Origin of the sequence: Haliscomenobacter sp., from assembly GCF_041740695.1 — a bacterium.
Classification (GTDB): domain Bacteria; phylum Bacteroidota; class Bacteroidia; order Chitinophagales; family Saprospiraceae; genus Haliscomenobacter.
In genome coordinates, this window is record NZ_JBGSLK010000036.1 from 13,478 (window position 1) to 28,857 (window position 15,380).

The window sequence follows — 15,380 nt, forward strand, 5'->3', positions numbered from 1 at the left end:
AATGAATGACGATCGTAAGGGCAACCCTTCGTGGTTGCCCTCTGGCTGGGTCAACCGCAAGGGTTGCCCTCTGGCTGGGTCAACCGCAAGGGTTGCCCTCTGGCTGGGTCAACCACAGAGGGTTGCCCTCTGGCTGGGTCAACCACAGAGGGTTGACCCTACAGGTTGCGTGGATCAACAATTTTACCCGTTACCGCTACGGCTGCAGCAGTAATTGGGCTAGCCAACATGGTACGTGCACCGGGGCCCTGACGACCTTCAAAGTTGCGGTTGGAGGTCGAAACAGCGTACTTGCCCTTTGGAATTTTGTCTTCGTTCATCGCCAAACAAGCCGAGCAGCCCGGTTGACGCAGCATGAAGCCCGCTTCTTCCAAAATGGCGACCAGCCCTTCTTCCTGCGCTTGCTTTTCTACCTGCTTGGAGCCGGGTACGATCCAGGCGGTGATGTTGTCCGCCTTTCTTTTGCCTTTTACAAACTGGGCCACTGCGCGCAAGTCTTCAATCCGGCCATTGGTGCAACTGCCTACGAATACATAGTCAACTTGTTTGCCCAAAAGCAGTTCGCCAGGTACAAGCCCCATGTATTCGAGAGATTTGGAAAAGCTGGTGCGACCAGATTCTTCAATATCGCTCAGGTTGGGCACGTTGGCAGTGATCTTGATGCCCATGCCCGGGTTTGTACCGTAGGTTATCATGGGTTCAATATCCGCAGCGTCGAAGTGCAGTTCAGCATCAAATACTGCATCTGCATCGGTATACAACTCACGCCATTGGGCTACTGCGGCATCGAAATCAGCTCCTTTAGGGGCAAATTCGCGGCCACGAATGTATTCAAAAGTGGTTTCGTCGGGGGCAATCAAACCGCCGCGGGCACCCATCTCGATGCTCATGTTGCAGACGGTCATGCGGCCTTCCATGCTCAGGTTGCGGAAAGCCGAACCTGCGTATTCTACAAAATACCCGGTACCACCACTGGCGGTGATTTGGGCAATGATGTACAGGATAATGTCTTTGGCACCTACGCCAGGCCCCAGCTCACCGTCTACGGTGATGCGCATGCGCTTGGCTTTGCTTTGCATCAGGCACTGGGTAGCCAGTACCATTTCAACTTCCGAGGTTCCGATCCCAAAAGCTACGCTGCCAAAAGCGCCGTGGGTTGAGGTATGGCTGTCGCCGCATACAATGGTCATCCCAGGTTGGGTAATGCCCAATTGAGGACCAACTACGTGCACGATCCCCTGGTATGGGTGATTGAGGCCATAAAGGGTAACTCCATGTCTTTCGCAGTTTTCGGTCAGCTTGTCCACCTGAAAGCGGGAAAGGTCATCGCGAATTGGCTTGTCCTGATCAATGGTAGGCACGTTGTGGTCAGGAGTTGCCACGGTACGGTTGGTGCGGAGCACTTTGAGTCCGCGTGCATCAAGTCCGGCAAAAGCTTGCGGACTAGTCACTTCATGGATCAAGTGTTGGTCGATGTACACCACACTTGGGCCATCTTCGATCTGTTCAACTACGTGGGCGTCCCAGATCTTATCGAATAAGGTTTTACCAGCCAATTTTTGAGGATTTTAAAAATTTCACAAAATGGTCAGCAAAATTATGAAGTTTTGGCAGAATAAACCGCCTAGCAGAAAAAGGAATAAAAAAATGGATGCTGGAAAAACTGGGCATTTTGTTTTTCATGAGTTCACCCCCACATTTGGCTAAAAGCCTTGTAAAACCTGCATTTTCGCTGATTTTTGTCACTTTACCCATGGTGGGCTGATTTGGGCGGAATGACGGGGCGGGCTTCGTAAATTATGGAAAAAAATGGCCTCAATATCATGGTTTTAGCAAAACCCAGTCAGGAAAAGCGCAAACCGGGCGTTTTGCGGCAGCATTTTTATAAGTAATTATCAATCAGATTTTTAGCCTTTGAAAGCTATTGGTTGACCCAAATTGTCAACCCTTTCTGTTTTTACTCCCCGCCACCAAACAAGCAAGAAGTAAATAGTTTTGAATTCAGAATTTTATTCCGCTTTTATCGCACACAACCAATACTGTGCTGGAGCGGAGTGGTTTTCACCTACAATTATTCAGTCTAAAAAACTCGTAATCATGCGGATTCTCTTCCTTTTTCTCCTGCTTTTGTTTTTTCAGCACAGTTATGCCCAATTGCAGCAAATCAGCGGTTTTGGTACCAATCCAGGCAATTTGAACATGTATTTGTACGCACCCAGCAATATGCCTGCTTCGGCACCAGTGGTGGTAGCCATGCACGGTTGTACCCAAACCGCCACCCAATTTGCCACTGGAACTGGCTGGAATACCCTGGCCAACCAGCACAAATTCTACGTCATTTACCCTGAACAGCTCAGCAGCAACAATTCTTCCCGCTGTTTCAACTGGTTTGAATCCGGCGACATTACTCGTGGCCAGGGTGAATGTCGATCCATCAAATCCATGCTCGAATACGTCGCTGCCAATTACAGTATCGACGCCAGTCGGGTTTTTGTCAGTGGTTTTTCGGCTGGTGGAGGGATGACCACGGTCATGTTGGCCACCTATCCCGAAGTATTTAAAGGTGGGGCAGTCATGGCGGGTTTACCTTATAAAGCTGGCATTGGCACTACTGCAGCCTTCAGCGCCATGTCGCCCGGAGTCAATAAAACACCACAAGAATGGGGCAATTTGGTGCGCAGCCAAAACGCTTCTTACACGGGCCCCTGGCCCAGCGTGGCTGTGTTTCACGGCACCAGTGATTTTACGGTCAAAAACATGAACCTCACCGAAGTTATGGAGCAATGGACCAATGTACATGGCACCGATGCCACGGTAGATCTGACCCAAAGCAGCTTCAACGGCAACAGCAACATCACCCGCAAAAACTACCACAACAGCAGCGGCACTCCGGTAGTGGTTACCTACGACATCACGAGTATGGGCCACGTAGTTGCCATCGACCCAGGAACTGGTACCACCCAAGGCGGCACTACGGGCAGTTACAGCTCTGATGTCAATTTTTACTCCTGCTATTGGGCGGGTGAATTCTGGAATTTATTCGGCAGCACGCCTCCGCCAAGTATTGCCGCACCGAGCGGGCTAAGTGCCACAACGCAATCTTCCAGCAGCATCGCGCTGAACTGGGCTGACAATGCCAGCAACGAACAAAATTATAAGGTGGAGCGCTCGACCAACAGTATTAGCGGCTTTAGTGTGATCGCAACCTTGGGTGCAAACAGCATCAGTTATACCGACAATGGGCTCAATGCCAGTACGACTTATTATTACCGGGTGCAAGCCACTAATGTCAGTACCACCTCAGCCTATTCCAATACAGCCAATGCGACCACTTCCGCGGGGGCAGGCACTGCGCCCAACGCCCCTACGGGTTTGGCTTTACAAAGTCGCACCAGTAGTTCCATTGCCCTGAGTTGGATTGACAACGCCAGCAATGAGGACAATTTTGAACTGCAACGCTCCCTTTCTGCCGGAACCGGATTCGCTACCATTGCCACACTGCCAGCGAATACCAGCAGCTATACCGACAATGGATTGAGCGCCAACACCGCCTACTTCTATCGGGTGCGCTCTACCAATACCAATGGAGCCAGCGCGTACAGCAACGAACTGAGTACCAGCACGCTCCCTACCAGTACAACGACCATCATTCAACAAAATACGCAACAGGCCTATATCTCGATCAACAATTTTTTCAATTCCGGCCAATCCTTCACGGCAACTGTCACTGGTGTTTTGAGTAAAATTGACGTCAATTTGCGCCAGGCGGTCAGCAATTCTACGCTGCGCATTTACAGTGGAAATACGGTAAGTGGTACTGCTTTGTACCAACAAACGGGGATTAGCGTCGGCTCGGGTTGGCAAAGTATTATCTTGAGTAGTACCTTAAACTTAACCGCCAACCAGCAGTATACCTTCGTGCTCACGGGTTCCTCCTTTGGGTATGCTTTGTCCAATGCTTACAGTGGGGGGCATTTGTGGTACAATGGATTTGCGTACAGCTTGTACGATGCGGCTTTTCGGGTATATCAGGAGAGTAGTGGGTCTTTGATTCAGGCCGAATTGGCGAAGGTGCAGAGCCCGGGAGTGAAGGTGTATCCCAATCCAAGTCGGGGGAAATTTACGGTGAGTAGCCCGGAAGATTTGGGTTTCCCAGTGCAGTTGCGCCTTTTTGATGCGGCGGGGCGATTGGTGAAAATGGAGTTGTTGTTCGGGCCTGTGCAAGAAGTTGATTGTACTGAAGTCAACCCAGGCTTGTATTGGATGAGTTTTGGGAAGGGGAAGGCGCAGGCGGTGATTGTGGAGTGATTAGACCTCTTCACGAATTTTAAGGAACGGGTTCAGAATAAAGTAACAAAATTGAGTCGACTATTTTTTGATTTGGCCAGGCGCGAGGAAGGCGCATAGTGAACTACGCAACTGAGGAGGAACGCAGCAAAATCAAAAAAGAGTCCGTTCAAATTGTTACTTTATTTTGAAACCGTTCCTAAGCACCACAAAAGCGGCATTTTTTTTTCACAAAGAAAACACAAAGGGGCACAAAGAGCACAAAGTTAGACGTTGACGACGCTTCGCTTTGTGATCTTTGTGCCGCCTTGGTGTCCTTTGTGAAAATAAGTCGCTTTGGAAAACCCATGGTGTCCCCCACCTGCTTTGGGGTTAAAAGTGCCCCATCAGCCACTCTTCTCAATAAATCTTGTGTTGTCTCAATATTTCCTTAAATTTGGAAGCTCCAAAACCATGTTTATTCAACAACACGCAACAGCATCGACACCCAAATCCCACATATTGACCTACCCTTAGCAGGCTTGCTCACACGCCTGGAACTCGCCGGCTTTCAACTCAGCCCAGCCGAACAAGTCCGACTCTTGCAAGTCATCAGCGGTCCAGCGAGCGTACATTGGCGAGAGCAAGCAAAATTAAAGTTCTTACTCGCTCCAATTATTGCCCATAGCAAGGCGGAACAGGAGCGTTTTTATGCCATTTTTGATCAATATTACGCCGAATTACTGGCGGCGGCTACGGAGGCTGATCAAGCGGAAGCCAGTGGAATTTGGTTAAAAAAACTACGTGCCGGGCTGCGCAAATATTGGTGGATTTTACCCATTTTATTTGGTGCAGTGATTTTGGTCTACTGGATCAGCCAAAACCTACCAAAGCCTCCTCCCTCGCAAGGGATTTCGATTGGTTACAGCATATCCTCCACTCCTGTCCGAGTAGGTGATACAGCAACTTTCACCTTGACAACTCGCAACATTGATACCGCTGGCACAAAAATCAGCTGGCGTTTATTGGATAAAAAAAGTGGCCAAACAGAAGCTGAAATTGAAGGCGTAAAAAGCTGGCAGGTACCATTTAATACTTTGCAAGGGAATCCTGAAAAAGCGGTAGCCGTGACTGTTTATGAAAAACGCCGCGATACCACTTTCCAGTACAAGGGAAATTTGACCATCGAGTGCCCCCATCCCCCACAGTTGGAGGGTTTGGATTTACCGGGCAATTTGCCGCCTGGGGAAGCCTTTACCTTTGCGCCCAACGTAGTGGATGAAACCAAAGACTTGCAATTTCTCTGGGATTTTGGGGACAATCAAACGAGCACCGAACGAGCCCCTACCCACCGTTACCTCGAAGAAGGTTCCTATTCCGTTGAGCTCAAAGTGACCCGAACGGGCCAAACTGGCTTTTGCACCACCAGCACCTCCGCCACCATGCGGGTAGGTGAAGATCAGGCCTTTTTGTCCTGGTACGATTTACAATACGATCCGATTCGGACGCGGGCTACCTTTGGTTGGTTGCCTTGGGCGGTGTTGTTTTTGCTGGGGGTAGGAACGTTTTATTGTATTTTTCGTTGGGCGAAAACGCAACGGGCGATGCCACCACCACCAGAGGATGGGCAAGCGCAAGGCTTGCCCCAACAAGGGGTAGATCGGCCACCTTATGAAATTCCATTCCGTCCGCTCAATGGATTGATCCGCAATTTAGCAGGTCAATTTCGCCTTGCCGATGCCTTGCGCCGCCGTCAGGAAGGACTGCGCCAGGAGGTAGATGTACCCAAAACTGTAGATGTAACCATTGCTAGTGGTGGGTTTCCTCGCTTGCAATTCCGCAATACTACCAAACCAGCCGACTACCTGTTTTTGGTGGATGAACAAAACGAGACCAGCCACCAAGGGCGTTTGTTGCGGCACCTAGTCAAAGTGTTGCACGATCAGGATGTACACGCTGAGGTGTTTTATTACCGTTCCGAGTTTTTCCATTTTTGGAACAACCAATATCCCCAAGGCATCACCTTGGAACAAATTAGTCGGTTGTGCCCGGAGCATCGTTTGGTCGTTTTTGGCGATGCTCATGCTCTACTTGATCCTTATGGACAGACTGACAAAGCGCTGCGCCCGGAAGCTGCTGCTGATTTTCAGCGCTGGAAACAAAGGCTCTTGCTCAGCCCACGCCCGCCCCAAAGTTGGGATTTTCGCGAGGCAAACATCCACAACCTCTTACCCATTTTCCCTGCCGACCTGGAGGGACAAATGGCCGCTGCCAACTTCATTGACAACGGTATGGCGCCCGAAGACCTGCCTAGTAGCTTTGCTACCTGGCGGGAACAACTGGCAGCAAGTAGAACTGAGCCGGACATCAACCGCCGCTGGCGCAGCGCCAGTGATCATGCGGAGTACCTGGGTTATGGTTCGGATTTGTACCGCTGGTTTTGTGCTCTGGCCCTCTACCCTACTCCCACCTGGGAAATTACCCTGGCGATTGGAGCAGCAATGGACATTCCACTGAATGCGGATAACTTGTTGCTGTTGGCACGGATTCCGAGTTTACAGGAAGGCAAAATCAATCCTCGCTTGCGCAAGGAAATGCTGGCTGATTTGCAGTTGTACGATGAAGAGCTGGCTCGGACGGCGATTGCCAATGAATTGGAAGCCTCGTTAGGCGAAGCAACTTCTGGTTTTGCCAAGCGGGCTTTGCAGAGCAATTTGGCCGTACAACGTTTTGCCTTGAGCCCTTTCAGTGAGGAATCAAAAAATCAGGTTCAATCACTGCTGGCACAAGGCTGGTTCAATCGGCTCCAGATTGAAGACATGGGCGGAGTGGCCGTACGCGAATTGGCACCCATGCAACGGCCAAGGAGAGCAACCAAGGGCGGCTTTGCCCAACAAATGTATGAACAAGCAGCAGAATACACTGAGGAAAGTATTGCGCAGCAGAGCAACATGGGCAATTTTAATCGCCCTAGTCCCCCACTCGCTGCCGATGAACCGACGCTGCGGCGCTTTTTGGAGGAGTACGGCGAGCAGGTGCAAAAAGAGACACCCGAAGTCGAAAAGCCCCCCAAACCTAAAACCATCAATCGGGAATTTTGGCAGATGATTGCTTGTGCAGCAGGTGTACTAATGCTGGTTTTTGTGATGATGAGTCTTGATAGCACGACTAGATTGTACCGCTGGGCGTTTGGCACCGATCCTCAGCAGCGGATCTATGACCCTAAGGTGAAGTTGCGCGGCAATCCCTTGGTCAAAGAAGCCGTATTTATAGACAGTGCGGCTATTTTAAACAACCAGGCAGTACAATTGTATCGAGAACAAGCCTTTGCAGAATTGCAAAAAACGGCGAGTGGGCCTAGTAATTCTCCCCAGACTTATGCCTATCCGCCACAGGTGCGCAATTTGCTGGAGCAAGCGCTCAAGGTAGACCAGACACATAGCTCCGCTGCACTCAATTTGGCGCGTTTGAACTACAATATAGGTGTGGCTTTTTACCGGGCTGCCCGAAATGGCAGCAGCTTACAGGCTCCTGATTCACTGGCACTGCTCCAGTTCCAGCAAAATGGTTCTTTAGTGGATTATTTTACCCAAAAACAAACCAACAGTAAAGACGTCAATACTTTTAATGCCTTACACGCGGCCAGTAAGCACGCTCTAGGAGTCATTTTTTATTTGATCAATACGACCAATGATCCATCCTTGGCTGAAGGCATTCAATCTGAATTACAGACTCAAGGCTTTTTTGATACCACCAGCATTCGGCCCAATTTGGCTACCCTTTTGCAAAAAGAACCTTCCCGGATTTACGATATTTTCCCAAGCACCGCTACCGAGACCAGCTTACTGGTGCAAGTCAATTATTACACCAATCCCAACCGCGACAAAAGCCTGCGTTTGCGTTTGGTGGCCCTGGAACGCAAAGGTGGAAACAGTAGCGTTGTTTCCACGTATGTGCCTCGGCAAGATCGACAAGCCCAAGCCCGGGATGGCAATGAACGTTTTACCCTTCAGGCGAACCTGAGTCGAGTGGGTGATCAGCGGCGCACCGATAGTTTGCGGGCGGAATTGGTACGCATCAACCCCAATCCACGGGACATTGCGGTGGTCGCCAAATTGACGATTCCTTACCCCAAAACCTGGGGTAAAGCAGCCCAAGCACCTGAAGAAGAAGTGGCTAATTTCAATGGCCGGATTGTAGACGTAGGTACAGGCGGCCCACTTCGTGCAGAAGCAAATGTGACTTGGGAATGGCTGTACCGTGATAACCGAAAAATTCCGGGGCGTTTGAATTCGAGCAATGGCAACATCACCATTCGCCAAGCCTTGTCCAGGGTGGCCACTTTGACGCTCAGGGTCAGTGCGGAAGGGTATCGGCCTTACGAGCAAAGTTTTACCCAAGCCCAGTTACAGCGGATGAATGAAAAACTGCCAGAGGTACGGATGCAGCCATTGGATCAGCAAAGTATCGATACACGGCAGCAGGAGCAAGCCAACAATAGCGGCCGAAACAGCTACCCCCCCATCCGACCTGAGGTGGTGCGCGTCAATGGAGGGACGTTTACAATGGGTTGTATTGATGGCCGGGACAAGGATTGTAACGCTACTGTAAAACCTGCACACGAAGTCACTTTGAGCACTTATTTCATGGGGAAATACGAGGTCACCAATGCTGAGTTTGCCATATTTTTAAATGACATCAATGACAATCCAACCCGTTTTAATTATCCCAATGAACAAGTGGAAGAACACCAATGGGGACTGCAAAAAAGTACTGAAAATGGTAAAACCCGCTGGGCACCAGCCAAAGGCTATGACAAATATCCGGTGATTAATGTGAGTTGGAGTTGGGCTGATGCTTATTGCAAATGGCTGAGTAGGCAAACGGGCGAGAAATACCATTTGCCAAGTGAGGCAGAGTGGGAGTATGCCGCCAGAGGTGGGCAGGCTTCTGCTAAAAATCGTTATTTATATGCTGGTAGTGATCAAATCGGGGAAGTAGCCTGGTATCTTGACAATGCTAAAAGAACTTATCCGGTGGGGCAAAAAAGCCCCAACCAGCTGGATATTTACGACATGAGTGGCAATGTATATGAATGGTGTCAGGATTGGTACGGCTCTTATACGGCGAGTAATCAAACCAACCCGGGAGGGCCGGTTTCCGGAAGGGAGCGGGTGATGCGTGGAGGGTCGTTCGGGATGTTTGAAGAAAGTATACATCTGGTGGCTCGAGAAAAGAATTTTCCGAATTTGTCAAATCAGAATCTTGGGTTTCGGGTGGCTAGGACGCCTTGAGGTTTTAGTCTAAATATTTACTCAAAATTAAACAGCGTTTTAGTTTTCTAATTTTTTAATATTTTCTTCAATTGTACCTAAGTTGTAAATTTCTATTACTTTTGGATTAGCCTCTTTTGTGGTGATAAACATTCGGTTTGAACTTCCATTTTCTGCTCCCTCAATAATTGTTAAATAGTGGTCGTCAAATTCATAATTTCTAGTTTTCGCCAAAGCCTTTTTTCCTAGATTATCAATATATTCCATGAAATTCAAGGATTTATGTTCTTTTTTAATAAACTTCAAGTCTATTTCAAAAGAGAAGCTTGAGAATGGCACCCAACAGAAACCCTTGTAATTCAAGAAATGGATGCCTTTAAGATTTGGTTCTATTTTTAGGGCACCAATTTTTTCAAAATTACTCTCTTTAAAAAACAAAAGAGCTTCTTTTGAAATGGCTCTACTCAATTTATTCCCGTCCTGCTCTAGAAGTGTTAAACAATAACTCAACAAATCAGTAGAAATGTATTCATACGCACTACTATAAAGAGGGAGGCTAATTAATGTTTCAGCATCAATCTCTATTTTTTCTTCTAAGTGAATTTTCATTTCTACCTTTATTTTGAAAAAATCAAGCTGATGCTTGATAGTGTAGATTGAAAAAGGAAGCCAATCGTTCAATTCTAAATTCGCTGCTTCTGAAAGGGTATAAAGTATTATTTTTCCATTTGTTCCATTTGCTTTCGCCACTCCCGGCATAGAAAACCCTGATTTTGAAACAATTACGCCTTTGTTGCAATTTAAGCTATTCAATAGATCACTAAAACTACCAATGGTTCCTACTCCTATCTTCTTGGACTCTTCCTTACATTCAATAATTGTTCTATGTATTCCAAATCTTTCACCTAGATCAACTTCAATTAAAACATCAATTTGCCTTTTATTTCCATCTTTGTCTATGAGAAACTCATTGGATTTTACTTTTATGTATTCCTTTTCTTTTATGGTCTCCTCAATTAACGAGACTAGGAGCTCGAAAAATTTACCTTTCTTCATTAGCAAAGTTAATCATTCAATGATGCGCAATAATTAGAGTTGTTTAAGAAGTACGACGCCTTTTCAATAAGTTCAATATCCTGATCAGTCCAATTGCCAATGGAAAGGATTTGATCTCGGTATACCTGGTAGTTAAACTCCATGCTATGTTTTTCTTTTTGTTTAAGCAATAAAAAATCTAGGAAGTTCAAAAGCTGTTTTTGCCCTTCTGCATCTAAAAGATCAAATTTTTTTAAAATCGACTCGCCCATAACAATCCATTTAATGATCCAATTTAAATCATTTCCCGAAAAGATGAAAATAAAAACTAGAGCGGGCCTTTTATTGGTTCTAATCACCGCCTCGGCCGCGTCCCCCACATCATTCCCACACTCGCCAGCACCACCACCAATGCCAACTGAAAACTCCATCTCCAATTCCGCTTCCCCACCAAGCGCTCCACCTTACTCGCCTCCACCGAATTTGCCCAGGCGATGAACGCATCCGCAATCGGCAAGGCCCCAAAAAGGTAGCGTTTTTCTTTGCCCCAGTGCCAGCCCAGTCCAAATGCCTCAATGCAGTTGCGCAGCCCGATGGCCAAATCCGCTTCGCCGTACAAAGCCATGGTACGTTGGCCTACAATCGATGCCGCGCCGCCAATGCCAAAAATAACCGGCCCGGAATCCACATCGCCAAAGCCCCAAGTGCCTTTGGGGTATTCTCGAATCCCCGGTAAACCAGTGCGCCTACCCAAGAAGGATTTTTTGTACTGCTCAAAGTGTCGACGAGCATAAGAGGAATCTATTTCGATCAAAAAATTGAGTATCAAACTTTGTGAAGAACCCCGTGCTGCTTCCAGGGCTTTGCCCGTATAAGGGTGGACTGAATGGGGAATCAAACCCAGTTTATCGGTTCTTTTGTCCACCTGCTTCAGCCAATTTTTCATCACTAAACCATATTGCGGCCTAAACAGCCGATCGTGTTGCGCCAAACTGGCCATCAGTACCACCATGTCCGCAGGCCAGGTAGCGTAAACGTAGGATTCCAAAAATGGGGTTTTGCTCTCCGTTACCACCTTGGCAATTTGTGCACAATTGGCTTGAAAAATTTGCGCTTGGGCAGTATCCTCCATCATCTCGGGCAACAGTCCCAAGTATTTTCCCCGCAAATAATTGCTCCAGCCCTGGTAAAAAGCGCCATAGCGCAAGGGTAAATTGGGCGAAAAAGGCGCCCGTGCTGTCGGATTGTCTATTGCGCGCAAGGCCCAACGTACTTCTTCGATGCCCTGCTTGTACAGTGGCGATTGAGCCGGAGTTTTCGCCAGCAGGTTGCACCAACTCAAACCATACAGCGCATTCAAAAAGAGGTAACCCTCGGGATACCTTTTTTGCATGTCTCCAGCCGCTCCGGCGTGCATGCGTTTTTGCAGGTAGTTGAGTTGGGCCTCTACACTCAGGTTGATTTGGGGCGCGGTACTGCTCCAACGTGGTTGGTAGTAAAACCGAATGTTGAGGTACAGGATGATGGCAATGACCAAAAACAGGGCGGAGTAGAGGATACGTTGGAGCATAGGCTTGTTTTTTGATTAACGCTGCGGCTAAAGTATGTAGTCTTTTGGTTACAAAGCGATCAAGTGTTCTAACTGTCCATCAAAATTTTTATCCCACCCAGCCTTGCTTTTTTCAAAACAATATTCTACTTTTGTAGAAACAACTCTAAAGTCGTAGAATATGCAGCTTAGCAAAGGAGAAGAACAAATCATGGAATACCTCTGGCAACTTGAACAAGCCTACATGAAAGACATCATCGAGGCATTCCCCGACCCCAAACCTAAGGCGACTACCGTGGCCACGCTCCTCATGCGAATGCAGAAAAAAAAAGCAGTCGCTTACCACACCCACGGCAATTCGCGGGCGTACTATCCCTTAGTGAGCAAAAACGATTATTTCTCCCAGCAGGTCAAAGGCATGATCAACAATTTTTTTGGTGGCTCTACTACCCAGTTCGCTTCCTTCTTCACCTCGGCTACCGAGATGAGTAAAGAGGAATTGGAGGATTTGCGCCGCATGGTGGATCAGGAAATCAAAAAGAAAAAGCCATGATGCTCTACCTCCTCAAATTCATCGGCGGCTCCACCCTGCTTTGGGTAGTTTACCATTTTGGTCTGGAAGAAGAAAAAATGCATCGTTTCAAGCGTTTTTACTTGTTGTTCAGTCTTGGGTTTGCTTTGCTGGTGCCATTGATACCGCTCCCTTGGTTTGCCAATGAAGTGACTCCCTTGTTTGCAATGGGTTATGAACCAATACAAGACAGCCCAATTTTACCTCAGGTAGTGCCCCAAATAGCTCCCAGCTTCCCCATCGAGTCCACGTTATGGGTGATCTACACCATAATTGCAGCCATCCTGCTACTTAGATTAATCCATAACCTGTATCGGGCATTGGTGGTACAAACAAAAGGGGAAAAATCACAGCATGCCGGAGTGCCCTTGGTCTTTTTACCCGAAAACGTCCCAACTCATTCTTTTTTCAAGACCATTTACATCAACCCAAAAGACTACACGGAGGAAGGTGCCACTGCGATTCTCGAGCACGAGCTGGCTCATATCCGCCAAGGACATAGCTGGGATATCCTTTTTGTCGAACTATTGCGGGTACTGTTTTGGTTCAACCCGGCCTTGCACGCCTACAAACGTGCCATCCAGCTCAACCACGAATTCCTCGCCGACGAAGCCGTGATCCAGCAGGCCAGCATCGATATTCCAACTTACCAATATTTGCTTTTGGATAAAATTGCCCAGGCCCAGCAACTCAAGCTGGTGCAGCAATTTGATTATTTCATCACTAAAAAACGACTGTTCATGATGACTAAAGAAGCCAAACGGCAACGGTCTTTTTGGAAAGGACTGGCCTTAATTCCCTTACTCGCAGGTTTGATTTTGTTGTTGAGCGACAAAGTGCAATCGCAAAACCAGTCCAGCGACCAGCCCAAGGTGCTCGCTCAAAAGGAGCAATCTGGCGCGTCTCAGGCCTTGCTGGACGAATACAATGCCGAAGTCAAAAGGTATTGGGACACCATTGCGGCCATCACAGGCAAAAAAAATCGTTGGGTTAACCTCAATAATTTTAAAATAGATCGCCTCAATGAAATTTACAAAATGATGAGCGAAGCCCAGCGAGCCGAAGTCAAAACCATTGCTAATTTTGTTCCTAAACCGCCACCACCAGCGAGAAAATCCCCCACGAACGAGCAGTTGAAACTTTGGTCTAGTACTGAAGTTTATGGTGTCTGGATCGATGGAAAAAAGGTAGCAAATGCAGTTGTGAAGAACTTTAAGTCCAGTGACTTCTCTATGTTTTTTGTAAGCAAGCTCTACAAAAACGCGATTCCTCCTGGAAGCATACGTCGCTTTCAAATTAATCTGTATACTCATAAAGGTTACGAAGACGCTTTTATTAAAACCCAGCGCGTAAATTTTGACCCAAAATAATTTCCTGTAGAACTGTTTGTCATCGCTAATTTTCAAAATAGAACCAAAGCGAAGAAAATTAGCACAAAGGGAAAAAAAGAGGACACCGAGGACACAAAGTTAGACGTTGACAGCGCTTCGCTTTGTGTCCTCGGTGTCCTCTTTTTTTCCCTTTGTGCTAATAAAAATGTCGCTTTAGTTCTTTCCATAAAAAATCTAGTCCGACGAATCGTTTGTCGTTTTCACCCCCTCAATCCGTCGCGTTCGCACAGCACATTCTAACAATTTATACTATATTTTTGCACAATCAATCATAAATCAACAAAAAAAGAATACAGTTCAGATATTGCCCCATCGCTGTATTTCCCCATAATTATAACCCCAGGAGCTACAAAAACTAAATTTAATTTGGCGAACGAAGTCACGAAAGCATTTTTTACATCCCAAACATTTTCAAGCATTTAGCCCGTGGTTTCAAGCTCCTTTAAAGCCGAAAAAAAAATAAAAAAATGTCGGCTTTTTGGAAACTTTCATCGACCATTTCTTGTCTTTTGTCCAGAAACTTGGAAAACTTTGGAAACTTTATAATCATTCTAAGTTTCCAAAGTTTTTTAAGCGTACCTTTGCCGCGATATGGAACCAAAAGAAAATAAGGACACGAGGAAACAGATCATGCGTAGGGCTGAGTCACTCTTTATGCGTTACGGCATCAAAAGTGTGAGCATGGATGACATTGCTCGGGAGCTCGGCATATCTAAAAAAACCTTGTACCAGTTTTTTGAAAACAAAGAAGACCTGATCCTCAAAACGATTGAAAGTCACCTTCACGATGAGGTGTGCGATATGGATTTGATCATTAGTCACGCCAACAATGCCTTGCAGGAAATCATGCTGCTGGCCCGGCACGTCATTGGTCAATTTCAAGAACTCACCCCAAGTGTGGTGTACGACCTCAAAAAATACTACCCCGAGGCCTGGAACTTGATCGACCACATGCAACGCGACCACGTGTACAAGTCCATCCTGGACAACCTAAAACGTGGTGTAGCCGAAGGAGATTATCGCAGCGACCTCAATCCCGAAATTATGGCCCGCCTGCACGTAGGCAGCCTGTATTTGCCGATTGATCAGTCACTTTTCCCAATTCGGGAGTTTCAACCCGATCAGGTTTTTAAGGAATACATCTATCACTTTGTACGGGGCGTAGCCTCCGAGCAAGGACTGAATAAGATCAATGAATACCTCCGGGAGAAACAAAGTACCGGAAGTGTCAACTTTTAATCAAGTCTTTTGAATAACCCAAACACCCACCACACCGTGGGGTTGATCCATGATAT

9 protein-coding genes are annotated in these 15,380 nt (G+C 47.2%); 5 read left to right on the forward strand and 4 right to left on the reverse strand.

Annotation, left to right across the window (positions count from 1 at the left end):
* Window positions 1–158: 158 nt before the first annotated feature.
* Window positions 159–1,556, reverse strand: coding sequence for a 3-isopropylmalate dehydratase large subunit (gene leuC / locus ACEW9O_RS07455; protein ID WP_373549514.1), 1,398 nt, complete (start codon window positions 1,554–1,556; stop codon window positions 159–161).
* A gap of 541 nt (window positions 1,557–2,097) precedes the next feature.
* Between leuC and ACEW9O_RS07460 the strand changes: the two genes are divergently transcribed.
* Window positions 2,098–4,308: a PHB depolymerase family esterase gene (locus tag ACEW9O_RS07460; protein ID WP_373549515.1), complete on the forward strand. Its 2,211-nt coding sequence runs from the start codon at window positions 2,098–2,100 to the stop codon at window positions 4,306–4,308.
* A 500-nt stretch (window positions 4,309–4,808) separates the two neighbouring features.
* A complete protein-coding gene (locus tag ACEW9O_RS07465) occupies window positions 4,809–9,560 on the forward strand; it encodes an SUMF1/EgtB/PvdO family nonheme iron enzyme (RefSeq protein ID WP_373549516.1) in 4,752 nt (1,583 codons plus the stop codon).
* A 39-nt stretch (window positions 9,561–9,599) separates the two neighbouring features.
* On the opposite strand, the gene ACEW9O_RS07470 is transcribed toward ACEW9O_RS07465, so the two are convergent.
* From ACEW9O_RS07470 to ACEW9O_RS07480, 3 genes are read right to left on the reverse strand one after another with little or no spacing between them, the layout of a single operon-like run.
* Window positions 9,600–10,595: a restriction endonuclease gene (locus tag ACEW9O_RS07470; protein ID WP_373549517.1), complete on the reverse strand. Its 996-nt coding sequence runs from the start codon at window positions 10,593–10,595 to the stop codon at window positions 9,600–9,602.
* A gap of 8 nt (window positions 10,596–10,603) precedes the next feature.
* Window positions 10,604–11,005 (reverse strand): hypothetical protein, encoded by a 402-nt coding sequence (locus ACEW9O_RS07475; RefSeq protein ID WP_373549518.1) that lies wholly within the window; start codon window positions 11,003–11,005, stop codon window positions 10,604–10,606.
* The gene (locus ACEW9O_RS07480; protein WP_373549519.1) at window positions 10,930–12,144 is read right to left on the reverse strand and encodes a hypothetical protein; all 1,215 of its coding nucleotides are present in this window, start codon (window positions 12,142–12,144) and stop codon (window positions 10,930–10,932) included. The genes ACEW9O_RS07475 and ACEW9O_RS07480 overlap by 76 nt, the downstream gene beginning before the upstream one ends.
* A gap of 160 nt (window positions 12,145–12,304) precedes the next feature.
* On the opposite strand from ACEW9O_RS07480, the gene ACEW9O_RS07485 reads away from it, so the two are divergent.
* The 3 genes from ACEW9O_RS07485 (at window position 12,305) to ACEW9O_RS07495 (ending at window position 15,324) form a co-directional block, all read left to right on the forward strand.
* Window positions 12,305–12,676 (forward strand): BlaI/MecI/CopY family transcriptional regulator, encoded by a 372-nt coding sequence (locus ACEW9O_RS07485; RefSeq protein WP_373549520.1) that lies wholly within the window; start codon window positions 12,305–12,307, stop codon window positions 12,674–12,676.
* Complete coding sequence (locus ACEW9O_RS07490; RefSeq protein ID WP_373549521.1) at window positions 12,673–14,064, forward strand: M56 family metallopeptidase; 1,392 nt, start codon at window positions 12,673–12,675, stop codon at window positions 14,062–14,064. The genes ACEW9O_RS07485 and ACEW9O_RS07490 overlap by 4 nt, the downstream gene beginning before the upstream one ends.
* 651 nt (window positions 14,065–14,715) lie before the next feature.
* Window positions 14,716–15,324 carry a TetR/AcrR family transcriptional regulator gene (locus ACEW9O_RS07495; protein ID WP_373549522.1) on the forward strand — a complete coding sequence of 203 codons (609 nt, stop codon included), beginning with the start codon at window positions 14,716–14,718 and terminating at the stop codon, window positions 15,322–15,324.
* Window positions 15,325–15,380 lie beyond the last annotated feature (56 nt).